Here is a 22,737-nt window from a genome sequence, read left to right as displayed (position 1 = left end):
CTGTGGCGAGGCAATATCGCCATGCTTTCGGCAAGTTGCCCCGCTACGAGGCGGTTTAGCGGGGCAACACCATCACGCTTTCGGGATTCCGCCCCGCTCAAGGCATGCTGAGCGGGGCGGAATCCCGAAGAAACCAGCGAACCGCCCCGCCTACACCAGCACGAGGTTGTCGCGGTGAACGAGCGGATGGGCGTATTCCTCGCCGAGGAAGCGCCTGAGCTGGACGGTGGTACGGCCGAGCATCTGCGGGATTTCTTCGGAATCGAAACCGGACAGGCCCTTTGCCAGATGCGTGCCCACCTCGTCGTCGATCCACACCGGATCGCCGGCAGAGAAATCGCCATGCACCTCGAGCACGCCCGCGGATAGCAGACTCGCGCGCCCGCCGCGCACCGCCGAGGCGGCGCCCGCATCGGCCACCAGCGTGCCGCGCGGATTCGCGGCGAACCCGATCCACAGCCGGCGCGATGACCCGCGCTGCTTGACCGGCGCGAACGCGGTGCCCACCGGGTCGCCCATCAGCGCCGGACCGGCGTTCACCGCGCTCGTCAATACGGCGGGAATGCCCGACACCGCGGCCACGCGCGCCGCCTCCAGCTTGGTGACCATGCCACCGGTGCCCACGCCCGAGGTCGGACCGGTCACCGTCACGTCGTCCAACGCCGCGACCACGTCGGGCACGAACGCGATGCGCCGCGCGCCCGGCTCGGACGGCGGTGCGGTATACAGCGCGTCCACGTCCGTCAGCAGCACCAGCGCGTCGGCCCGCACGAGATTCGCCACCAGCGCGGACAGCCGGTCGTTGTCGCCGAAACGGATCTCGTTGCTCGCCAGCGAATCGTTCTCGTTGACGATCGGCACGACGCCGAGATCGAGCAGTCGGCCAAGCGTGCGCTGCACGTTGCGGTACTGTTGCGGCCTGATCGTGTCCTCGGCGGTGATGAGGATCTGCCCGACACGCACGCCGAACCTGCCGAACGAAGCCTCGTACTGGGCCATGAGCAGACCCTGTCCGACGGCCGCGGTGGCCTGTTGCGTGGCGACGTCGGTCGGACGGGAGTCGAAGCCGAGCGGGCCGAAGCCGGCCGCGATCGCACCGGAGGACACCAGCACGACGCGCGCGCCCATCAGCGCGGCGCTTGACAGCGCCGCCACCAGCGCATTCAGCTTGGCCGTGTCAAGATGGCCGGACGGCTTGGTCAGCGAGCTCGAGCCGACCTTGACGACGACGGTCTGCGCGCCGGCGATCGCACGCCGCACGTCCGCTTCCGTAAGCATGGCCTACTCCGCGTCCTCGCCGCGACCGAACAGGCTGGTCTCGTCGTGACGGTCGTCGTCGATGGACGGGTCGGCCCAGTGGCCGGCGGCGCGTTCCGCCGCCATCGCCTCGCGCACGGCGGCGCGGGCGTCCATCATCTCGTGATACTGGCGACGACGTTCGGAGTTCGTGCGACGACGGCCTCCCGGCTCCTCGGTCTCCAGTCGCAGATCCTTGCCGCGCGCGCCCAGCTGGGCGCCATCCAGCATCTCGGCGCCGGCGGCGATCGACGGATCCCAATCGAACTCGACCGCACGGGCGCCGCGGCCGATGCGCACCTCGTCGCCCGGCCTCGCGCCCTGGCGGCGCAACTCGTCCTCGACGCCCAGCTTGGCCAGACGGTCGGCCAGATAGCCCACGGCCTCGTCGTTGTCGAAGTTCGTCTGCATGACCCAGCGTTCCGGCTTGGTGCCGCGCACCTCGAACCAGAACTGCGAACCGTCCGCGTTCTCGCGGCGTTCCACGGTGAAGTCGAGCGCATTGCCGCCCTCGTCGGCGCGGCGACGGCGACGGCCACCCTGTTCGAGCGGCTTGATGACCACGCGGGCCTCTTCCTCGGCCTCTTCGCGCTTGGCGACCTCGGCACGCATGTCGGCGACCAGCGAAGCCAGCGCGAAGCCCAGCTCCTTGAGTCCGGCGTGCGAGGCAGTGGAGATCTCGAAGACCTTCATGCCGAGCTTCTCGAAGTCCGGGCGCACGAAATCGGCCAGCTCCTTGGCTTCAGGCACGTCGATCTTGTTGAGGATGATGATGCGCGGGCGGTCCGGGATCGGGATCGCGCCCAGCGGCAGTTCGAGCTTGTCGGCATACTCGGCCAGCTCGTGCTCAAGCGCCTCGTAGTCTGCCATCGGGTCGCGGTTCGGCTCGAGCGTGGCGCAATCGATCACATGCGCGATGATCTCCGTGCGTTCGATGTGGCGCAGGAACTCAAGGCCGAGGCCCTTGCCTTCGGATGCGCCCGGGATCAGGCCCGGCACGTCGGCGATCGTGTAGCGTGAGTCACCGGCCATCACGACGCCGAGGTTCGGCACGAGCGTAGTGAACGGGTAATCGGCGATCTTCGGCTTGGCCGAACTCATCGCGGCGACCAGACTGGACTTGCCGGCCGACGGGAAGCCCACCAGCGCGACGTCCGCGATCGACTTGAGCTCGAGAATCACGTCGCGTTCCTCGCCCAGTTCGCCGAGCAGCGCGAAACCCGGGGCGCGACGGGTACGATTGGCCAGCGCGGCGTTGCCGAGGCCGCCCGCGCCACCGTATGCGGCCACGAAACGATCGCCCTCATGACGCAGATCGGCAAGCTGCTCGCCGGGATGCTTGGGTTTGCCGGCGGGGCCCTTGGCCTCGAAGATCACCGTGCCGACCGGCACGGGCAGGATCAGGTCGGATCCCTTGGAACCGTCCTTGGTGTCGCCCAAGCCCATCGTGCCGTTGCCGGCCGCGCGATGCGGCACGAAACGGTAGTCGAGCAGGCTGTTCGCGTTGCGGGTCGCCTCGAACACGACCGATCCGCCGTCGCCGCCGTTGCCGCCGTTCGGGCCGGCCAGCGGCTTGTACTTCTCGCGCTTGATGCCGGCGGAACCGTTGCCGCCGTCGCCGCCCTTGACGTGGACGGTCACGCGATCCACAAAATCACTCATATGTTTACCTTACGTGGGAGGGTATAGAAAAAGCCGCGTCCGATGGGGCGCGGCTTTAACGCTTGATACGCAGGTCTCAGGCGGCGATGACGTCGACGACCTTGCGGTCACGACGGACGCCGAACTTCACGCTGCCGTCGATGAGGGCGAACAGGGTGTGATCCTTGCCCATGCCGACGTTCTCGCCCGGGTGGAACTTGGTGCCACGCTGGCGGATGATGATGTTGCCGGCCACGACGGCTTCGCCGCCGAACTTCTTCACGCCGAGGTATTGCGCGTTAGAATCGCGACCGTTGCGCGAGCTGGACGCGCCCTTCTTGTGTGCCATGATCTGTTCCTTTCGGTCCTAAGCCCAAAGCCTGATGTCAGGCGATCGCCGTGATCTTGACGGCGGTCAGCTTCTGGCGGTGACCCTTGCGACGGGCAACGCCGGTCTTGTTCTTGTACTTCATGATGTTGATCTTGGGGCCCTTGGCCTCATCGTCAACAACCTCAGCCTTGGCGGACACCTTCGCCAGATCAGCGGCGGCCAGGGTGACCTTGGCACCGTCGACAACGAGGGCAACCGGGAACTCCACGGTATCGCCCTTCTTGGCGTCGAGACGGTTCACGAGGATCACGTCACCGACCTCGACCTTTTCCTGATGGCCACCGGCCTTCACAATCGCGTACATGCTCTGTTTCCTTGCTATGGTGTTATAAAGCTACTTGCCTGACGCACGCAAGCCGCTGGTCAGACACCGACTATCTAACGTACACCGACCCCTGTACTAACGCAAGTCGGATCCCGGGCGTGTCAAGTACGACACGCCCGGGGGCGTTATCCGTTCATCTTCGGTTATCGTCCGGGACTACTCCTCGCCGTCACCGTTGTTCGCGGCGACGGCGGCCGCGGCGATCGCGGCGAGCTTGGCCTTGACGTCCGGCGAGGATCCCTGCGGGACCTGCACGTCAGTGCCACGGCCGTGCTTGTTCGTCTTGATGAACGGGTCGCCGCCCTTCAGGGCGTACGGATCGTCGTAGTCGGCGTTCACGGTCGGCTCGTCGTGCAGGATGAAGCCGCGGCCCTTGCAGGTCGGGCATTCCTCGGAGAACGCCTCGACGAGGCCCTGGCCTATGCGCTTGCGCGTCATCTGCACGAGTCCGAGCGAGGTGACCTCCGCCACCTGGTGCTTGGTGCGGTCGCGCGCCAGGCATTCGACGAGACGGCGCAGCACGAGGTCGCGGTTCGCCGGCATGACCATGTCAACGAAGTCGATCATCACCATGCCGCCGATGTCGCGCAGGCGCAGCTGGCGCGCGATCTCCTCGGCCGCCTCAAGGTTGCACCGGGTCACGGTCTCCTCAAGCGACTTGCCCTTGCCGATGAAACGGCCGGTGTTCACGTCGATCGTGGTCATGGCCTCGGTACGGTCGATGACGATCGAACCGCCGGACGGCAGGTACACCTGACGTTCCATGCCCTTGCGCAGCTGAGAATCGATCTGCCACTTGTCGAACACGTCCTTGCCTTCGTGCTCGGCCGGATCCCACTTGACGAGCTTGTCGCGCAGGTCCGGGGCCATCGTCTCGAGGTATTCCTCGATGCGCTCGTACACCTTGTCGCCCTCGACGATCATCTGCTTGAAGTCGTCGTTGAAGATGTCGCGCACCACGCGGATCGCCACGTCCGGCTCGCCCTGCAGGAGCTTGGGGCGACGGCCGTGCAGGAACTCCTCGCGCTTGGCGTTGATGCGTTCCCACTGGCGCACGAGGCTTTCGAGATCCTTGACGATCGCCTCCTCGGACGCGCCTTCGGCGGCCGTGCGGATGATCACGCCCATGTCCTTCGGCGCGATCTTCGACACGATGTTCTTCAGACGGCTGCGCTCGCGGTCGGACAGCTTGCGGCTCACGCCGGTCATGCCGCCGGACGGCACAAGCACGAGGAAGCGGCCGGCGAGCGTGACCTGCGAGGTCAGACGCGCGCCCTTGTGGCCGATCGGATCCTTGGTGACCTGAACGAGCACCGGATCGCCGGACTTGAACGCAAGCTCGATGCGCCGCGGCTGGCCGTCGAGACGCGCCGCGTCCCAGTTGACCTCGCCTGCGTACAGCACGCCGTTGCGCGCCTGGCCGATGTCGACGAACGCGGCCTCCATGCTCGGCAGCACGTTCTGCACGCGGCCGAGATACACGTTTCCGACGGTGGCGACCTCCTGGATGTCGGACACGTAATGCTCGACGAGCACGTTGTCCTCGATCACCGAGATCTGCGTGTGGCGGCCGCGCTCGCGCACGACCATGAGACGTTCGACGTTCTCGCGGCGCGCGAGGAAGTCCTGCTCGAGGATCGTGGCCTGGCGGGAACGCTCGCGGCGGTTGTCGCGGCGACGCTGCTTCTTCGCCTCGAGTCGGGTCGAGCCTTCGATGTCGGTGATCTCGTCGATGTACTGCTGCTTGCGAGAACGGCGCGGAGCCAGTTCCTCCATCGCCTCGTCGCCGGACTTGGAACGGCGACGGCGACGGCGACGCGTGACGGTGGAATCCTCGGATTCCTCGTCGTCGCGACGGCGACGCGACGCACCCTCGTCCTCGGACTCGTTCTCGTCCGCATGCTGGTTCTGGGAGGTCGTCTCGTCGGCGGCGTTCTCGCGCTCAGTGTCACGGTCCTCGCCACGGCTGCCGCGGCGACGGCGACGACGCGAACGGGTCGGGCCTTCCGACAGGTCCTCTTCGGTGATCGGCGCATACGTGATGTCGTCGAACTCGAGGTCCTCCTCGATCTGCTCCACTTCGGCGGCGGCACGACGTTCCTGCGCGTTCAGGCGGCGCGAACGACGCGAACGGCCCGACGAGGACGATTCCTCGGCGGCCGTCTCGTCGGATGCGTCACGATCCTGTCCGGCGGGCGCGACGTTGGCGTTTCCGGCCGCATCGGTCACGACGGTCAGATCGGTCGAGGTCGCGCGGCGACGGCGCGAACGACGCGAACGACCGGCCTGCTCGTCATCATGACGGGTCTCGTCACCGCGGGAGGCGTCATCCCGATCGTCACGGGAGCGACGGTCCGACTCGCGACCCTGATGGTCGTCGGCATCGTCGAAACGGTCGTCACGACGGTCGGTGATCGCCGGCAGCACCGGCTCCTGGAACAGCAGCGACGTCATCGGCCGCGATCCGCGCGACGCCGATCCGCGACCGGACGGCAACAGGTCAAGCGCATCGAACGCGCGATCGTCGCCGGCATCGTCCGTCGCACGCGAACGCCGGCGACGCGGCGCGTCATCATCGGCACGATCGTCGCCGACGTTGAACGGCTCATAGTCAGAGGCCGGACCGCGGCGGCGCGAACGGCCGGACCGCGGTTCGTCGTCGCGCACGTCGTCCGCGTCGTCGAACGCGGCACGACGACGGCGGGTACGGGTACGGCGCGAGCCGGCGGCATCGTCGCGGTCGTCGTCGTGACCGCCGTGTTCGTCACGACGGTCATCGTGATCGGCTTCGTCGTCCTGCGAGACGACACGACGACGGGACGGACGCCGCACGGTATCGGACGCGGAGGTCCTGTCGGACGACCGCTCGTCCTCGGCACGGGACTGCGCTGCGGCCTCGACGTCGGCGACCTTCGGCTCCTCGAACAGCGGCGCGGCGTGCTCCTGCACGGTCAGTTCCAGCGCGGCGCCGGCCGCACCTGCGCCACGCACCACGCGACGGCCGCCACGACGGCGACGCGGGGCGGGATTGGACGACACGGACGAGCCGGACGACACCGACGGGGACGACGCCGGCTGAGTCGTATCGGAGGTATTGGATGCGGTCTGGTCGGTTGCATGCTGGGATGCTGCGGCTTCGGCTTCGCCGAGGCCCTCATGATTCACACTGGGCACGATGCTCCTCGCGACGTGCTGCAATCACGGCGCCTATGTCAAGCCCCATACGGTCGTCACACCGCGCTCTCACCGCGGCCGCGCATCTGTTGCGCCCATATGAAGCACCGGTCAAAAAGTCAATGCTGCGACGGCGGACACCGGCCCCGCGGAAAGAACCACGCGAGGGGATCGACGCCATCGGATGCTCGGCGGCTTGCAGAACCGCCATCCCTAAGTATGACACAAAAATTGACACACGGTGAACACCGGCGGAATCATGCGACAGTGCGCGCGTCGCCTCCGGCTCCGCAACAACGGACCTCGCTACGCTCGGACCCAGCATTACCTTCGCTCGCCTATCGGCTCGCTCAGACTGACGCTACGCGAAGCCCACCGGGCTTCGCGCTTAACGCGTCTCCTCCGGCCCTGCAATTACGGACTCGCCTACGGCGAGACTCAATCCCACCTTCGCTCGCCTATCGGCTCGCTCAGACTGACGCTACGCGAAGCCCACCGGGCTTCGCGCTTAACGCGTCAGCCATTCCCCCAAAATGTCGGTGAGAAGGGCGAGTTCGGATTCGGGGAGCTGCTCGTCGTGCTTGTGGGCGAGCAGCGGACTGCCCGCGCCGAGGTTCACGGCGGGGATGCCGAGGATCGCGAAGCGGGCCACATCGGTCCAGCCGAGCTTGGCGAGCGGCTCGCGTCCGGTGCGATCCTTGACCAGCCGCGCCAAGGAGACCGCCAGCGGCGAGTCCATGCCGGGGCGGGCGCTCGGCGACTCGTCCTTCATTTCGATGCCGAAGCCGGCGAACATGCCGCCGGTCGCCTCATGCTCGCCGTTGCCGAGTTCGGCGCCGCAATCCGCGCCCATCATGAGTGCCTTGGCTTCGGCGATCGTCTTGTCGGGCGCGAACCGGTAGTTGACGTGCACGCGGCATTCGTCGGGGATCACGTTCGTGCCCTTGCCGCCCGAGATCAGCGTGGCGTTGACGCCTTCGCGGTAGACCAGTCCGTCAACCTCCACGTCGGCCGGCTCGTACGCGGCCAGACGGTTCAGGATGTCGGCCGCCTTGTGGATCGCGTTGACACCCATCCACGCGCGGGCGGAATGCGCGGCCACGCCGTGCGTGATCACGTCGAAGCGGATCGTGCCGTTGCAGCCGCCTTCGATGCCGCAGTCGGTCGGCTCGCCGATGATCGCGAAGTCGCCGGTGATCCAATCCGGATGCGATTCGACGACCTTGCGCAGGCCGTTCTTCTCGGCCGCGACCTCCTCATGGTCGTAGAACACGTAGGTCAGGTCATAATTCGGGTCGATGCCGCCCTTGTCGGCGGGGATCCCGTTCAGCGCGGCGGCCAGATACAGCATCACCGCATCCGACGCCTTCATGTCGGTCGCGCCGCGGCCCCACAGCACGCGCTCCCCCGGATGCGCGGAGGCCACGTCCTCGCGAATCAGCGGATCGCCGGGGTCGAGCCAGCGCGGCGGGAAGTTGTCGATCACCGGCACCGTGTCGATATGTCCGGCCAGGATCACGCGCCGGGCCTTGCCGAAATCGGTGCTCGCCACCACCGTATCGCCGTGACGACGCACGGTCAGATGCGGCTGGCGACGCAGGAACCGTTCGATCGCATCGGCCAGCGGACCTTCGTCGTCGCTTACCGAGTATGCGCCCATGATCTGTTCGAGCAGCGCCGCCAGCGCCTGCTCGCGCGTCGCGTCCGCCTCGAATCCGAATTCGTTCACCGTCTGCCGTGCCAGTTCGTTCGTCATGCGGTTCATGGTAGCGGCTCGTGCGGGCCGGACGGACGCGGCGCCCAGCATGCGTACGCGGGATGGCCCGGCGCGCATGAAGCGCCCGAAACGAAGAAAGGCCGGAACCTTTCGGTTCCGGCCTTGACTGTGCCCCCGCAGGGATTCGAACCCTGGACACGCTGATTAAGAGTCAGCTGCTCTAACCAACTGAGCTACAGGGGCGTTGGTCAGTCGCCACGGTGTTTCACGCAGCGAGTGACTAATATACACGATTTTGCGTCAGACGCAAATCGGCTTCCGCGTGGCGTTTTCCAATCACGTTCGATCCGGGGTTTGCAACCACCTCACCGCTTGGTCTGGGTGAGCGGCAGCCAAGCGATCCCGGCTGCCGCTCACCCGGCCGGCCGGCGTCACGCCGACCGCTTCAACCACCACGCGATCAGCGCAAGCGCCGGCGCGTAAGCCCGGCGTGACATGTGCTTCGCGGCAAGCACACGATCCGGCACACGGTTGACCAGATCGAGCAGCGTATCCAGCACCATCTCCAGCCGTTCGCGGTTTTCGGTCGTCAACGCGACGCGCGTCGACGACAGCCGCACCGCCGCCTCCTTGATCAGCGAGCGATCGTGGCTGCCGTAATCAACCCGCTGTTCCACGTGAAACACCGCCGTGTTGCCCGTGATCAGGTCCAGCTCATCGATCACGAACGCGGCGATCAGGCTCGGCCCGTCCGCCGTCGCCAACGCGTTCGCGATCGCCGCCCGGTTGCGGGCGATCCGCACATCCCGATCCCGCTCGTCCCGAGCGGCCCGCGCCGCCCGTTCCAGCTCGTCCGCACTCGGCTCGCGGTCGGACTCCGGCGCGATCTTCCGCCCGCCCCGAGCCTGCACCGCCCGCTGTTCCCGAATCCGCCGCTCGCGGTCCGCCTTCTTCCTGTCCATCAGATCGTCGGTCAGGTCGCGGTAGGCTTCCATCACCTTTCGTCGCGGCATCGGGTGATGCAGCCGGTGAGGCGCGATCTGAAACGCCTGCCGGTCAAGGTGACGCCGAATCATCTCCGTCGCCGCGTCCAGGTCATCCGGCAGTCGGAACATGCCGAGATCGATCGTGCGCCGCGGAATCTCGGCGACCGTCGCGAGATCGGCGTCGGTCAGCCCGGGGATGCGACCGCGCCGGTTCGGCTGCGGGTACTCCCAACGCGAGCGGAACACCCCGGCCGGGTGAATGTAGAGTTTGAGATACGGCGTACGCGAGTCGCGGACGATGAGACCGGCACCCGTATCGGTGACGTCGGTGGTGCGGATGGACTGGATTCGTTCGGCGAGCGCCGATATGTTCATATGGTTTCCTTTCCTGCATGAGGGCGCACTACTCCCGGGGAACGGCCCCGAGGCCCTCAATCGCGTGGAAAAGAAACCTGAATTATCGCTTCATAGCGGCGAATACTATACCACGAGATACACGGACGCGCAACGTATGGGGCGGGCAACGATCGATCCCACCGTTCAGCTGGTCAGGTGGCGGTAGAGTTCCGGGTCGAGCGGCTTGGCCAGACGCAACGTGGACAGCGTCACCTTGACCGTGCCGTCGCCGGCGGCGTTCGGCTTGGTGGTAAGCGTCGGATGATCGAACGCAGCGACATGGCCGACGTAGTAGTACTTGCCGTCGGCCTCCTCCGCCTTGCGCATGACGAACAGCGGCACGAAATGCGTGCGCTGCCAGGCATCGGCATCACCCACCGCCGAAGCGCCCGCGCCAAAATCGTCGCGCACCCACTGGAATTCCGGCGACTGCGGCGTGCGCCCGTTCTTGCTGAAGTACCTCATCTCCTGCGCGTTCAGGAATTCGTCCTCGTACTGGCTGGCCGCATACTTCACGAAAATGGGCATCGTGTTGGTGTCCTTGTCCAGCAGATATCCGCCCACGTTCTGCGGCGTGTTCTCCTTCTTCCATCCGCACAGGCGCATGACGTCCGCCATCGAATACTTGCGTTCGTACAGGAACGCGCGATCGAACGTGCGTTGGTTCGCCTGAGCTTCGCGGAACAGGTCGCGGCAGTTGGCGAGTCCCGTGCGCAACGTGTCCGCGAAGAAGATGCGGAACGTGCGGTTCGCCGCGAGCAGCGCCGCGAACGCATCACTGAGACGATACGACAGTTCGCCGCTTTCCGTACCGACACCGATCGTCTCGATCAGCGGCTGCTCGCCGAACCGCTTGCGATTCGGCTTGGTGAAGTACGAATAGTCGAGCACGCTGATCGCGGAGTCGAATTGATCATCGGACAGATCGGCCTGTGGAAACTCGGTTCGGATGGCAGCGATCAGCGAACTGCGGCTCAACGATACGGACGGCCGCACCCACCCCGCGCCGGCCGCCGCAACAACAGCATCGTCATCGCCCGGCCGTTCGTCCGTAAACCGGCACAGCCGATCAAGAATCACCAACTCATGCGGTCGAATCCCCGGCAGCAGCAGTTCCGTCGCCATCTTGAGGATCGCATCTTCGACGTCGCTCACCGGTTCCAACTGATCCGCAAACGACCGTTCCCTGCGTTTGCCGCCGCCGAGGCTGTTCTCGCGCGAACGCACGAAATCGAGATAGTTGTTGCGTTTCGCGGCCAGCGTGTACGGCAGCGAAGGATCGTAGTCGTAGATGTCCATGAGCATCGGGATTCTCCCGAGTTCGTAGCGCACCTGACGGTACTGTTCGGACAGTTTCTTCATTTCGGACCAGTCCGCGGTGTCCAGCGACTTCAGCACACGTTCCTTGGCGATCGGGTCGAAGCTGATCGACGACAGGCCGATCGACTTGCGTTGCAGGTTGCGTCGCGCCCGGTCGCGGTCACCGGTGTTGCCGTACAAGGCGACGGGAATGAGGTAATTGTTGTTGTAGTTGCCGATGAAATCGATGACGACAACGCTGTCCTTATGCGGGAACTTGCGCAGTCCGCGGCCCAGCTGCTGGGTGAAGACGATGCTCGACTCGGTGCTGCGCAGCATCACGATCTGGTTGACCGCGGGAATATCGACGCCCTCGTTGAACAGGTCGACGGTGAACAGATAGTCGAGTTCGCCATCCGTCAGTCGCCGCACGTATTCGTCGCGCCGTTCGGGCGATATCGGCTTGCCGTCGGCATCCTTACTGGTCACGGCCGCGGTACGATAAAGGCGTTCCGCCTGCTGGTTCCACTGCTGATTGAACAGTCGCGACAGTTCGTGCGCCTCGTCCTGCCGGCTGCAGAACACCAGTCCGGTAACGGGCAGGTTGAACTGGCCGTATTCCTGCAGTTTGTCGATGATGTAGCGCACGCGCTGCTTGGTGGCGAGTTGGCCGATCTCGTATTTGAGTTGCGCCGACTGTTCCGTATCGAGACCGTGCGCGATGTCGAGACGGTGCGCGCTCTGGTTTGGATCGTCGTCGGACCCGAGATATTCCGCGACGCCGTAGTAGTGGAACGAGCAGAGCATGTTCTCGTCCAGCGCCTTCTGCAGGCGGATTTCGTAGGCGATGTTGTGGCCGAACAGCTCGAAGATGTTGATGCCGTCGGTACGTTCCGGGGTGGCGGTCATGCCGAGCATGAAATCGGCGTCCTTGAAATGGTCGATGACACGTTGATAGCTGTTGGCTCCCGCATGATGCACTTCGTCGACCAACACATAATCGAATTCGTCGGACGCGAACTGCTCCAACGCATTGTCTTTGCTAAGCGTTTGCACGGTAGCGAACACGTACCTGCGATCCTGCTGTTTGCTGGTGCCCGAATACAGTCCCAGCTCCGACTCGTCGCAACCGAGCACCTTCTGATAGGACTTCATCGCCGCCTTGAGGATCATCTGCTGCTGGGCGACGTACAGCATGCGTTTCGGACGGCATGCGCGCACGTCGAACGCGGACAGGTACGTTTTGCCGGTGCCCGTGGCGGATACGATGATCGCGCGATGCTCGCCCTGATCGCGCAGTTTCTTCAGGTTCGCCAAGGCCTCGCGCTGCATGGCGTTCGGTTGGATGTCACGGCTTTCGAGGGATTTGAGGATGTCGCGGCGCGGCGGCGCGTATTTCTTGAAGTCCTCCTCGTAACGTTCGATCCACTCCTCGGTAAGCGGCACCGAATCGGCCACCTGCGAGTCGATCTCCTCGCGGATCTGCCGGACCAGCTCGCCATCGGCGAGGGACGACACTTTCAGATTCCACTCGCGCTGCGTGTTCAGCGCGGCTCCGGTGAGGTTCGAACTGCCAACGAACAGTTCATAGTACGGAGTGCCGTTGTGCATGCGGCGGGCGAACACATAGCCTTTCGGGTGGAACGGCTGGCCTTGGCCCTGCGATATCGCGGCGGAACCGTCGTCGGCGCCTTCCCATACGCGCACATCCACGCCGGCGGTTCGCTGCAGGTGCAGCAGCTCCCAGAAGGCTTGCGGGTCGTTGAAGTGGTTCTTGGTGGAGGTGATCAGACGGCTGACGTGCGATGCGGAAGTAGTGGACGCGCTACCATCGCCGGATTCGGTATCGGCCACGGCATTGGCATGATGGCTGCGGAAATCCTCGAACAGGCTCAGTACCGCGCCGGTCGAGACGAACGCGACGGAGATGTCGAAGGATTCGCTGTTCGCGAGTGCGTCACTGATCTGGTCGTGCATGGTCAGGCCGCCGGGACGGTTGGAGATCAGCGTCGGCTTGTAGTCGTCGGCGGCGTTCTCACGCGGCTCGATGAAGCCGGCGATGGCGCTTTCGAGGACCGAATACGTCGCGTCATCGTACGGGTTCTGCTGTGCGAGCGGAAGGCGGGATTGCCGGTTCGTGTTTGGGACGTTCTGGACTGTGTCTGCCATGATATTCCGCTCCTGACTATGAGATCTTGTGCTGCGCCCCGTTGGCTCTCCGATGAGTTACGGGACCGGTACTGCTTCGGACTGGTGTGAAGGCTTAATGCTCTGCTCCCCCTGAAGGGGGAGCTGTCGGCAAAGCTGACTGAGGGGGTGACACACCCAACACATCAACTCCGACCAACCATTTAGCGCACCAGCAACTGCCGTTTCTTCGCGATAATACCAACTGCTTCCCTATCGACCGGCGCCCAATCCAATCGCGGCATCTCGTCCGGTTCCATCCATCGGATATCCGTATGTTCGGTGAGCCGAGGCGTGCCGGAGATGAGGTGACAGATGAACGTCGTCAATCGCACCGTGCCGAAGTCGTACGCGTATTCGCTGGTGCATACTTCATCGGCCACGTCGACCTCGCACAACAGCTCCTCTTCGATCTCACGATGCAACGCCTGCCGCGCTGTCTCATGCGGCTCGATCTTGCCGCCGGGAAATTCCCAATAACCAGCGAGCGACTTGCTCGGACCGCGCCGTGCGCACAACACCGTCCCGTCGCGCACGATCGCCGCGCCAACGACATTGATGATTCTTGGCTGTTCCGCTGCCTCCATGACTCACCAGGATACAACGCGGCATCCGCGCCCCATAAACCACGTGCGGCGAACCGCCTTGTCACGGTTTCAACGCTTGACGCGTGCTCCCTGCCGTTGGCCGGAACGGCAAGGAGCACGCACTGCCCAAATAGTGCGACGGTCTCCGGCCATCACGCTACCGAGTCGACGTCACCGGTCCGCGTCACCGGCCGTTCTGCCCCGCCGCATCCGCCCGCGGCGTGACGGCGCCGACATGACCCAGCCAGCATCCCAGCGGGATGGTAAGAGCGCCACCGATGATGAAGATGAGCCGCACATCGATCATGTCGGCCAGCGGTCCGAACACCAGCATGCCCAACGGCGTGCCGAAGGCCGTATGCGGCGCATGCCCAGAATGTGGGCCTCGATGCCCTGCGACCAGCATGACTGTCGGACGGCCACGGCCGTTCCGCTACTCACGTCCGACGCGTTCCTTGAGCAGTCTCGCCATGAGTTCGATGGCCTCGGGGTGCCGTGGTCGAAGAACAGGCTGGTGCCGGTGTCGAGCGCCGCGATGTCAGTCATTTCGTCGTCCGTGAGCGTGAAATCGAAGATGTCGATGTTCTGCTTCATGCGCTCCCTGTGCGTGGACTTCGGCAGGGCGATGATGTCGCGCTGCGTGAGCCAGCGTAGGATGACCTGGGCGGCCGACTTGCCGTAGCGCTCGCCGATCGCCGTGAGCGTGGGCTGCGAGAACATGCCGGACCGGCCTTCGCTGAACGGCGCCCACGCCTCCTGCGCCACGCCGTACTTGGCCATGGTCTCGTGCGCTTTGATCTGATGGTTGAACGGGTTGGTTTCGACCTGGTCGACCATCGGCGCGATCTCGTTGAACGTGGCCATGTCGGCAAGTCGGTCCGGCACGAAGCTGCTCACGCCGATCGCGCGGATGACGCCGGAAGAAGCGTGATTCCGGCCGCCGATCGAACGCAAGCCTCGCGAGAGCCGGCTCAGGACGCTCAGCATCCGACTCCTGCTTCCGTATGGCATAAGCCAAAAACCGTTACATGGGACCGTCATGCTTCTTTTGCGCCACGGTAGAGGAAAATCGACGAAAAACCGCTGCCGTGGCACGCATTTTTGCCACGGCAGGGAGGGTAAGCGGTTACTGCGCGAACCGGGACAACATGCGCCCTCGCAAAACCGCAGAATTCCGCCATTCTCGAAATGACGGGATTTCCCCACCATCACGACGCTTGCCACGGTAGCCCAGAATCACCTTAAATCCGCTACCGTGGCACACCAACGACAGGCATAATGCCCGAAAGAACCCGCATAAGCATCAGCCGGACCGACTTCCGCCACCGAGTCCAATGGCCGCCGAACGACCAGACCACCAAACACACAATTCGGCCTATAACCCGAAATCCGCTATTTTGGCAACAAAAAAGGTTTTCAGAAATCTCTGAAAACCCTGATAGCGAAGGATACGAGACCTCAACCTTCAGGGCGGTTCCACCTTACTGCCGCTTGGGGTTTGCGGGATTCATGCGCTCGCCTCGCCACCTCCGTTACCACGTCCACGGCGTATCGTGACGGGCTTTTACGGTGCTGCAGGGCGTGGGATGCGCGCAAACTCGCTGCGCCGATGGCCGTGTTGCGGCATCGCTTTCGCTGAATTCTACGCTGAATACACTGAATTCAGTTATTCAACACTGAATTCAGTGTATTCAGCGTATCGAGAACATTTTGGCGGATTGGAGCTCGCTATGGCGCATGAATACGGCAAAGAGACGTTGTCGTTGGAATTCAAGAGCGATCTGAAGCGCCTGCCTGATGATGACCTGCTTGATGCGGTTGTGGCGCTGGCGAACTCGGATGGCGGCACGGTATATCTGGGCGTCGAGGATGATGGCACCCCGACCGGACTCAATAAGGAGCATCAGGATGCGGTCGGCCTGGCGACGATGATCGCCAATCGCACGGTTCCTCCGGTCTCCGCTCGCACTCAGATTGTCGGGACCTCGGAAGTGCCGGTGATGCAGATCGATGTGCCGAAATCGCGTAGTGTGGTCTCCACTAAATTGGGCAAGGTGTTGCGTCGTCGTATGAAGGCGGACAGCACGCCGGAAAGCGTGCCGATGTATCCGTATGAGATTGCGACGCGCTTGTCCGATTTGGGCCGTTTGGATTTCTCGGCGCAGCCGGTGCCGGACGCGACCCGCGACGACTTCGATCCCCTCGAACGTGAACGCTTGCGCCGAATCATCGGTACTTACCAGTCCAGTGACCGTAATCTGCTGGAGCTTACTGACGAGGAGCTGGAGCAAGCCCTGCAGTTGACGGTGACCGTCGACGGCAAAGCCATGCCGACGCTGACCGGACTGTTGCTGTTGGGCAAGGAGGAATCGTTGAAACGTTTCGTTCCGACCCATCGGGCTTCCTTCCAGGTCATGTCCGGTACGGACATCAAGGTCAATCAGGATTACAGCGGGCCGCTGTTGAAAACCATCGAGCAGATCAACGATATGTTCTCCCCCTTGGAATCCGAGCGTCGAGCTATCCGTCGGGCTGTTCTCCACGATGGTGCCGGAGTTTGACCATAGGGCGTTCCGTGAGGCGCTGGTGAACGCGTTCGGCCATCGTGACTACACCCTACTTGGGCGTGTGCGCGTGCAATTGGACGATGCCGGACTGACCATCGCCAACCCCGGCGGATTCGTGGAGGGCATCAACATCCACAACCTGCTTACCGCCGAGCCTCACGGGCGTAACCCCTGTCTGATGGACGCGCTCAAGCGCACGGGGCTGGCCGAGCGTACGGGACGCGGCATCGACCGTATCTACGAAGGATCGCTGCATTACGGCCGCCCGTTGCCCGATTACACGGCATCGAACGAGCGCAACGTGTCCGTATATCTGCAGCGTAGCGCGCCCGACGTCGAATTCGTGCGGATGCTGGCCGAAGAGCAGGAGCGCACGGGTAAGACGATGCCCGTCAATGGTCTGCTGATTCTCAACATGCTCAAGAACGAGAGGCGTTGCACCTTCGAGACCATGCGCAGGGAGCTCGATATGAGCGAACAGCGTCTGCGCGCCATGCTCGGTCAGCTTACGGAGTTGGGCTTGATCGAAGGTTCCGGCAGTGGCTCCCGTCGTGCCTACACCTTGGGATCCAAGGTGTACGGGCGTGTGGGCAGGACCATCGAATACGTGCGTCAGACGGACATCGACCGTGTGAGGTGGCCGGAACTCATCATGAAATTGGCTACGGAACAGCATGGCGTCACGCGTGCGGATGTCATGGAGCTGCTGCACATCGACGCCAATCAGGCGTATTACCAGTTGTCCAAGCTTGTTAAGGCCGGGAGGTTGAAAGTCGTCGGTCGTGGCCGGTGGGTGCGTTATACAGTCATGTAGCGGTGCCGGTTGGCGTCAATGCGGTAGCTCGTCATCGCCGCCAACGCGGCGAGTGTCATATCGGCCATCAGTCGGGCAGGATGGTGCCGATGGAGAACAGCGCCGCGCCGCCGCCGAGGCTGACGCGGCCGTCGCCGACCGTGGCGTGGATGACGCCGCCGCGCGCCGAGGCCTGATACGCGGTGAGCGCGTTCTTGCCGAGGCGTTTGCTCCAGTACGGCAGGATATGGCAGTGGCCGGAACCGCAAACCGGGTCCTCGGGGACGTTGAGTTTCGGCGCGAACGAGCGGGATACACAGTCGAAGCCCGAACCCGCGTCTCCGGCTGCCGTGACGTTGGCCAGCAGACCGGGCAGGCCCTTAAGCAGCCCCTGGTCGGGATTGAGATTACGCACGGTCCGCTCGTCGGGCATCACGCACAGCAGGTCGCGGCCGAGCCACGCCTCAACCGGACGGGCGCCCAACGCCTGCTCCATCACGTCGGTGACCGGGGTGGGCTTCAGGTCGAAGGCGGGGAAATCCATGGTGAACACGTCGCCGGCCTGGTCGTCGCCATCACGCCCGTCGCTCCGCCGCCGGGTCACGGTCAGCACGCCGCTCATCGTGCGGAACCGCACCACGTCGGCGTCCGGTTCCACGAACCGCAGCACCACATACGCGGAGGCGAGCGTCGCGTGCCCGCACAAGTCGATCTCGCCGCCGGGCGTGAACCAGCGCAGATGCCATCCCGACGGCTCGCGTACGATGAACGCGGTCTCGGAGAACCGGTTCTCCATCGCGATGTCCGCCATGAGTTCGTCAGAGGGCCACGATTCCGGCAGGCATACCGCCGCCGGATTACCTTTGAACACCCTGCCCGTGAACGCATCCACCACATACTGCCGCATAGTCATACCTATCTCCCATTGCTTTCGTTGTCTACCGTCGGATGTCCGTCGCCATGAATCTCCCTCCCAAAAAACGAGGCGGAAGGCCGCAGGCCCGTCACACGAACACCAGCTGGACGAGCATCATGTACACGATGGTTCCGCCGGCGACGGACACCAGCATGCTGTGACGCCACCGATGCAGTAGCACGATGACAAGGACCGCGATCGCCTCGGGCGCCCCGTGGAATCCGGAGAACAATGACACGTCCTTGAGCGCGTACACCACCAGCAGGCCGGTCATCGCATGCGGCAGCACCCTGCCGAGATAGGTCACGGTTCTGGGCGGTCGGCGTGAATCGGGAAACAGCGTGAACGGCAGGAAGCGGGTGAGCATGGTGCCCAACGAGACCGCCGCGATGGTCACAACGGCCTGCCATGTGGTCATGGTCATCATTGTTCCTCCCCGGTTCGGATGCCGTGCTCGTCGTCCGCGGCTTCCAATCTCGTACGCAATATCAGGAACGCCACCAGCATCAGCGCCATGGACGGAATCATGAACCGGTCCGGGCCGAACAGCGCCAGACAGATCGCGGAGACCGACAACCCGTCCAGCGCAGACGCATGAGACCGCGCCGAATCCATGAAATCCGTGATCGCCAGGTGTGGGCGCGGGCGGCTGCCGTCGTCTTCCTTCCGGCTCCGGTCGTCATCCCACTGTTCAAGGAGAATCGACAGGAACAGGGCGGCGAGCACGAACTCGATGCCCTTGGTGTCGAACGGCAGCACGCCGCCGGCCAGCCAGCCCAACGCTATGCCGCCGAACCAGTAGGAGCGGCAGAGGGCGGAGACAAACACCATGAACCATCCCCGGTCGACCAGTGCCGGAATATGCATGCTGGAATCGATAGCGAACGTCTCATCGATCATCGTGAAGATCAGATACGGCTTTCTCCAGCCCAGGCCGCGGAATGTGTCCAGCATCGACAGGCCATAGAACAGATGACGTGCGTTGACCATGATCGCCAACAGGAACGCGGACCACGGGGCGAACGGGGACAGCAGCAAATTCACGGTGACGAATTCCATCGACCCGGCGAAGATGACATAGCCCATGGCCAGCGGGTACACGATCGGGAATCCCTTGGCATGCATAAGCAGTCCGTAGGATCCGCCGAAAAACAGGAAGCCGGCGGCGATCGGCAGCGTGGGCGGTAACGCGGCTCGGAACGCCGTACGCAACAACGCCATATCGGGAGATCCTTTCCTTCATTGATGTCCCCGTGCATGGGTCGAACAATCCAACTGCGCTGGACGTGTCCGATGGCGGCCATCGTATGACGGGCGCATACGATAAGTACAATCAAATCTGCTAATGGATGCATAAGCAATACTTATGCATCGTCTATGATGGACAATCATGGACAACCGGTATCTCGCCCTGCGGCGCATCGTCGAATACGGTAGCTTCTCCGCGGCCGCCGACGAACTGCGATGCAGCCAGTCGGCCGTCAGCCAGATGATCGCCTCGTTGGAGAAGGAACTCGACATCACTCTGCTCAACCGGCAGCGAGGCGGATGCACGCTCACCGAGGAGGGGCGGCAGCTCTACCCACTCATCGAGCGCTATGTGGAAGACGGTCTGCGTATCCGCGAACGGACCGACGAGATCCTCGGTCTCGATACCGGCGTGATACGTATGGGCACCATCGCCAGCATCTCCGCCCACTGGCTGCCCGGACTCATCAGTGGATTCCAGCAACGCCACCCGAACGTGCGGTTCGTCCTGCATCAAGGTGACTACACCACCATCCAGGAATGGATCCACAACGGCACCATCGACTTCGGATTCATCAACCCCGCCGCCGCGCGCGACGTACAGACCATCACTATCAAACGGGGTGCCATGCTTGCCGTCCTGCCACAAGACCACCCACTCGCCGCACTCGATCGGGTGCCGCTGGACGAGCTCGCCAAGGAACCCATGATCTTGCTGGAGGAAGGCCACTATTCCGAGCCGTTGGAGGCATTCACGTCAATTGGGCTTAAACCGAACGTGCGGCTGCGCATCCACGACGACTATTCGATTATGACCATGGTCGAGGCTGGATTGGGTTTCAGCATCCTCGCCGAACTCATCCTCCACCGTACCAGCACCAACTACAGACTCGCCTTACGTCCCACTGACCCGCCCGTGCAACGCACCATCGCCATCGCCTACGCCGATCGCGAAAGGCTTCCACTGGCGGCCAGACGGTTCATCGAGCACCTGCGCGATAACATCGACACGTTACCCTGAACTGATCTGCGAGCGATGTGTTGCATGTGTGCACACGAACGTAAAATCGTCTGATTCGCACTGACGTGGCATTCAATTGTGCCATGCCAACGCATTTTCGGACTTTATGCATTCGCATGGCACGAAAATCGTGGGATTCGGTCATCTTGGAATATGTGTCATGCCACGCCACTGCAAAAACAGTGAATGTGCGCGATTGTGCACATTGTGTATGCGCGGGCATGGATAACAAAAAAAAATGAATAAGGTGGATTATTGCTTTTCCCAAGCTCCGCAACCGTTAGAAGTGAAACCAGCTACACCGCTGGGAATGGTAATCGTTTGAGCGATTCCAGCAGACACAAAGTTATTGTCATATGAAATGCGGATGGTATCTGGTACTTCGTGTGAGCATGTACTTTGAGGGTCAAATGCTGGCGGCGGGATGAATATGGCAACGGGGATACCTGCGCATACGCAAGTATCCCCGTATTGCATGGTGCGATACCGGTATCTGCCGGGGCAGAAGGCGGCATCGCGGGTCAGGGAAGGAATCAGTGAGCCAGCATCTCGGTGGCTACTTCCTCCTTGCTCATGGACGCCGGGTAATACGTGGGCCAGTTGTCCATTTCCTTCAAGGTCTCTTCTTGGGAATCATTGCCCATGAAGATGTGGAAGTGCGCGGCCTTGGTTGGCGCGATGCCGTGATCCGAGAACTGCACGATCTTCGGTGCACCTTCGGGCGCGTCGCCGGTGGCGGTGAACAGATAGCGCACGCCGCGATTGCCCTTGGCGTAGTCGAGGATTTTGAAGCCGCTGTACTCATAGGTGGCGGTGGCCGTCTTGCCGCCTCGGGTGAAGCTCATCTGATCGCCCTTGATGGCGATCCTCTCCACATCGGTCTTATAGCCGGCGTCGTAGTACTTCGTGTATTCGGCTGCGGTCATGTCGCCCTTCTTGGCCTTGGCCTCCATCACCTTGTCGAGTGTGCCGTCTTGGAGCAGCGGGTAGACGGACTGCCACTCGCCCTCGTAGTCGGACAGGCTGCGGTCCTTGACGTCCTGGGTCAGGAAGTAACCGTTGGTGGTGTCGGTGGCCAGAGCCTGGTTGGCGATCAGCGTGAGCCAGCCAAGCAGCGTCTTCTGGTTCTCCGGCAGCTGTTCGGTTACGGAGATGATCGTCTTGTTGCTGGATTGCGCGGCATCGTTGAGTTTCTTGGCGAAGCCGTTCATTTCCTGCGGATTGACGACGAGCAGGTCCACGTCATTGCCGGAGACGATGCCCATGGCGTTCTTGAGGTCCGCCGCGGAGGGCTCGGCTTCGCTGTTCATCGCGTTCGTGTAAGTTGCGGGAGTCTTGTCGATTGCACCGATGTATTCCAGCAGATAGCTGATGATGGATTCGGTGGCCACATAGCGGCGCTGCACGTCGGTGGAGCGGGCCTTGTTCACCAGGGTCACGAAGTCGGCGTACTCGCCATTCCACTCGTTGAAGTGACGCTGAGCGGTGGCGGCGGTGGCGGAACTCGCGCCGGCCTTGTCCGTATAGGCGGCGTTGATGGCCTCGGCGGCTTTCAGCACGGCTTCGGGGCTGAACCACAGGTGCGGGTTCGTGGAACCGTGGTGATGATGATGTCCTTCCTCGCCGTCGGCGTGGTCGTGGTCATGCTCGTGCTCCTCGGTGGCGGTGATGCCCATGAGATCGCCCACGTTCACAACGGCCTGACGCTTGGTATCAAGCTGTGCTTTCTCAGCCCAGCCGTCATAGCCTGCGCCGTTGAGCACCACGATGTCCGCCTTGGCAAGTTTGGCCAGGTCGGATGCGGTGGCCTCGTAATCGTGTGGGTCGGCGGAGGTCGAGTTGATGAGCGAAGTCACTGTGGCGCAGGAGCCGCCGAGCTGTTGGGCCAAGGATCCCCATTGGTTGACTGAGGCGACCACGGTGAAGGTGGTGTCGCAGGAGTCATTGGTGGCGTCTGCGGCTGGGCTCGTGGTGTTGCCTACGGTTGATGAAGTCGAGCCGTTTGGCTTGAGGAAGGTGAATGCGCCGAGAATCAAGACGCCTAGTACGGCGCCGATAACGAAAGCGACGACAATGCCGATGATGGTGTTGCGTTTGGAGACGGTGGTTGTGACAGCGGATGCATTGCTGCTGCGCGCGGTGCTATCGGATGCACTGCCGCCAATCGGGCTGTCGGTCTGATGGTTCTTGGAG

The 22,737-nt window shown here is 63.2% G+C and carries 18 protein-coding genes, 1 tRNA gene and 1 pseudogene; 4 read left to right on the top strand and 16 right to left on the bottom strand.

Going from position 1 to position 22,737, the window contains the following annotated elements; all coding sequences use genetic code 11:
• Positions 1 to 150: 150 nt before the first annotated feature.
• From proB to GFD25_RS12135, 12 genes and pseudogenes are all read right to left on the bottom strand, one after another.
• Positions 151 to 1,278 carry a glutamate 5-kinase gene (proB, locus tag GFD25_RS03860; RefSeq protein ID WP_163230120.1) on the bottom strand — a complete coding sequence of 376 codons (1,128 nt, stop codon included), beginning with the start codon at positions 1,276 to 1,278 and terminating at the stop codon, positions 151 to 153.
• A gap of 3 nt (positions 1,279 to 1,281) precedes the next feature.
• Positions 1,282 to 2,958, bottom strand: a complete 1,677-nt coding sequence (gene obgE, locus GFD25_RS03855; RefSeq protein WP_163230118.1) for a GTPase ObgE — start codon at positions 2,956 to 2,958, stop codon at positions 1,282 to 1,284.
• Positions 2,959 to 3,034: 76 nt separating this feature from the next.
• Positions 3,035 to 3,286: a 50S ribosomal protein L27 gene (gene rpmA, locus GFD25_RS03850; protein ID WP_163230116.1), complete on the bottom strand. Its 252-nt coding sequence runs from the start codon at positions 3,284 to 3,286 to the stop codon at positions 3,035 to 3,037.
• A gap of 37 nt (positions 3,287 to 3,323) precedes the next feature.
• A complete protein-coding gene (gene rplU, locus GFD25_RS03845) occupies positions 3,324 to 3,632 on the bottom strand; it encodes a 50S ribosomal protein L21 (protein ID WP_163230114.1) in 309 nt (102 codons plus the stop codon).
• Positions 3,633 to 3,809: 177 nt separating this feature from the next.
• On the bottom strand, positions 3,810 to 6,827 hold the full coding sequence (locus GFD25_RS03840) for an Rne/Rng family ribonuclease (RefSeq protein WP_420837544.1): 3,018 nt from the start codon (positions 6,825 to 6,827) through the stop codon (positions 3,810 to 3,812).
• A gap of 508 nt (positions 6,828 to 7,335) precedes the next feature.
• Positions 7,336 to 8,583: a succinyl-diaminopimelate desuccinylase gene (dapE, locus tag GFD25_RS03835; RefSeq protein WP_163230110.1), complete on the bottom strand. Its 1,248-nt coding sequence runs from the start codon at positions 8,581 to 8,583 to the stop codon at positions 7,336 to 7,338.
• A gap of 130 nt (positions 8,584 to 8,713) precedes the next feature.
• Positions 8,714 to 8,787: transfer RNA gene (locus tag GFD25_RS03830), tRNA-Lys, on the bottom strand.
• A gap of 188 nt (positions 8,788 to 8,975) precedes the next feature.
• Positions 8,976 to 9,905 carry a hypothetical protein gene (locus GFD25_RS03825; protein WP_163230108.1) on the bottom strand — a complete coding sequence of 310 codons (930 nt, stop codon included), beginning with the start codon at positions 9,903 to 9,905 and terminating at the stop codon, positions 8,976 to 8,978.
• A gap of 165 nt (positions 9,906 to 10,070) precedes the next feature.
• Complete coding sequence (locus tag GFD25_RS03820; RefSeq protein ID WP_163230106.1) at positions 10,071 to 13,394, bottom strand: DUF3427 domain-containing protein; 3,324 nt, start codon at positions 13,392 to 13,394, stop codon at positions 10,071 to 10,073.
• Positions 13,395 to 13,576: 182 nt separating this feature from the next.
• Entirely contained in the window at positions 13,577 to 13,999 is a 423-nt protein-coding gene (locus GFD25_RS03815) for a (deoxy)nucleoside triphosphate pyrophosphohydrolase (protein ID WP_163230104.1), read from the bottom strand.
• A 184-nt stretch (positions 14,000 to 14,183) separates the two neighbouring features.
• Positions 14,184 to 14,333 carry a hypothetical protein gene (locus GFD25_RS03810; protein WP_204314759.1) on the bottom strand — a complete coding sequence of 50 codons (150 nt, stop codon included), beginning with the start codon at positions 14,331 to 14,333 and terminating at the stop codon, positions 14,184 to 14,186.
• 99 nt (positions 14,334 to 14,432) lie between these two features.
• A pseudogene (locus tag GFD25_RS12135) lies at positions 14,433 to 14,917 on the bottom strand (aldo/keto reductase); the annotation flags it as partial.
• An 812-nt stretch (positions 14,918 to 15,729) separates the two neighbouring features.
• On the opposite strand from GFD25_RS12135, the gene GFD25_RS12530 reads away from it, so the two are divergent.
• Together GFD25_RS12530 and GFD25_RS12525 are read left to right on the top strand one after the other, a co-directional pair.
• A complete protein-coding gene (locus GFD25_RS12530; RefSeq protein WP_239512385.1) occupies positions 15,730 to 16,560 on the top strand; it encodes an AlbA family DNA-binding domain-containing protein in 831 nt (276 codons plus the stop codon).
• Between the two features lie 25 nt (positions 16,561 to 16,585).
• Positions 16,586 to 17,380, top strand: a complete 795-nt coding sequence (locus GFD25_RS12525; protein WP_420837543.1) for an ATP-binding protein — start codon at positions 16,586 to 16,588, stop codon at positions 17,378 to 17,380.
• Between the two features lie 67 nt (positions 17,381 to 17,447).
• Here GFD25_RS12525 and GFD25_RS03795 read toward each other — a convergent pair whose 3' ends face one another.
• From GFD25_RS03795 to GFD25_RS03785, 3 genes are all read right to left on the bottom strand, one after another.
• Positions 17,448 to 18,272 (bottom strand): PhzF family phenazine biosynthesis protein, encoded by an 825-nt coding sequence (locus tag GFD25_RS03795; protein ID WP_204314758.1) that lies wholly within the window; start codon positions 18,270 to 18,272, stop codon positions 17,448 to 17,450.
• Between the two features lie 91 nt (positions 18,273 to 18,363).
• Positions 18,364 to 18,699 carry a branched-chain amino acid transporter permease gene (locus GFD25_RS03790; protein WP_163230102.1) on the bottom strand — a complete coding sequence of 112 codons (336 nt, stop codon included), beginning with the start codon at positions 18,697 to 18,699 and terminating at the stop codon, positions 18,364 to 18,366.
• The gene (locus tag GFD25_RS03785; RefSeq protein WP_163230100.1) at positions 18,699 to 19,496 is read right to left on the bottom strand and encodes an AzlC family ABC transporter permease; all 798 of its coding nucleotides are present in this window, start codon (positions 19,494 to 19,496) and stop codon (positions 18,699 to 18,701) included. The genes GFD25_RS03790 and GFD25_RS03785 overlap by 1 nt, the downstream gene beginning before the upstream one ends.
• Before the next feature lie 169 nt (positions 19,497 to 19,665).
• On the opposite strand from GFD25_RS03785, the gene GFD25_RS03780 reads away from it, so the two are divergent.
• On the top strand, positions 19,666 to 20,544 hold the full coding sequence (locus tag GFD25_RS03780) for a LysR family transcriptional regulator (RefSeq protein WP_163230098.1): 879 nt from the start codon (positions 19,666 to 19,668) through the stop codon (positions 20,542 to 20,544).
• A gap of 533 nt (positions 20,545 to 21,077) precedes the next feature.
• On the opposite strand, the gene GFD25_RS03775 is transcribed toward GFD25_RS03780, so the two are convergent.
• Complete coding sequence (locus tag GFD25_RS03775) at positions 21,078 to 22,433, bottom strand: metal ABC transporter substrate-binding protein (protein ID WP_239512383.1); 1,356 nt, start codon at positions 22,431 to 22,433, stop codon at positions 21,078 to 21,080.
• Positions 22,434 to 22,446: 13 nt separating this feature from the next.
• Here GFD25_RS03775 and GFD25_RS12120 point away from each other — a divergent pair, with 13 nt between their 5' ends.
• A complete protein-coding gene (locus tag GFD25_RS12120) occupies positions 22,447 to 22,725 on the top strand; it encodes a hypothetical protein (protein ID WP_239512382.1) in 279 nt (92 codons plus the stop codon).
• Positions 22,726 to 22,737 lie beyond the last annotated feature (12 nt).

The organism is Bifidobacterium aerophilum, assembly GCF_010667685.1.
Classification (GTDB): Bacteria; Actinomycetota; Actinomycetes; order Actinomycetales; family Bifidobacteriaceae; genus Bifidobacterium; species Bifidobacterium aerophilum.
The sequence above is the reverse complement of the archived record's forward strand: the minus strand, read 5'-3'. Positions and strand labels throughout refer to the sequence as shown.

Excerpts from the sequence above, each read along its gene's own strand:
- proB (WP_163230120.1), bottom strand. The coding sequence starts at position 1,278 with ATGCTTACGGAAGCGGACGTGCGGCGTGCGATCGCCGGCGCGCAGACC.
- obgE (WP_163230118.1), bottom strand. The coding sequence starts at position 2,958 with ATGAGTGATTTTGTGGATCGCGTGACCGTCCACGTCAAGGGCGGCGAC.
- rpmA (WP_163230116.1), bottom strand. The coding sequence starts at position 3,286 with ATGGCACACAAGAAGGGCGCGTCCAGCTCGCGCAACGGTCGCGATTCT.
- rplU (WP_163230114.1), bottom strand. The coding sequence starts at position 3,632 with ATGTACGCGATTGTGAAGGCCGGTGGCCATCAGGAAAAGGTCGAGGTC.
- dapE (WP_163230110.1), bottom strand. The coding sequence starts at position 8,583 with ATGACGAACGAACTGGCACGGCAGACGGTGAACGAATTCGGATTCGAG.
- GFD25_RS03825 (WP_163230108.1), bottom strand. The coding sequence starts at position 9,905 with ATGAACATATCGGCGCTCGCCGAACGAATCCAGTCCATCCGCACCACC.
- GFD25_RS03820 (WP_163230106.1), bottom strand. The coding sequence starts at position 13,394 with ATGGCAGACACAGTCCAGAACGTCCCAAACACGAACCGGCAATCCCGC.
- GFD25_RS03815 (WP_163230104.1), bottom strand. The coding sequence starts at position 13,999 with ATGGAGGCAGCGGAACAGCCAAGAATCATCAATGTCGTTGGCGCGGCG.
- GFD25_RS03810 (WP_204314759.1), bottom strand. The coding sequence starts at position 14,333 with ATGCTGGTGTTCGGACCGCTGGCCGACATGATCGATGTGCGGCTCATC.
- GFD25_RS12530 (WP_239512385.1), top strand. The coding sequence starts at position 15,730 with ATGGCGCATGAATACGGCAAAGAGACGTTGTCGTTGGAATTCAAGAGC.
- GFD25_RS03795 (WP_204314758.1), bottom strand. The coding sequence starts at position 18,272 with ATGACTATGCGGCAGTATGTGGTGGATGCGTTCACGGGCAGGGTGTTC.
- GFD25_RS03790 (WP_163230102.1), bottom strand. The coding sequence starts at position 18,699 with ATGACCATGACCACATGGCAGGCCGTTGTGACCATCGCGGCGGTCTCG.
- GFD25_RS03785 (WP_163230100.1), bottom strand. The coding sequence starts at position 19,496 with ATGGCGTTGTTGCGTACGGCGTTCCGAGCCGCGTTACCGCCCACGCTG.
- GFD25_RS03780 (WP_163230098.1), top strand. The coding sequence starts at position 19,666 with ATGGACAACCGGTATCTCGCCCTGCGGCGCATCGTCGAATACGGTAGC.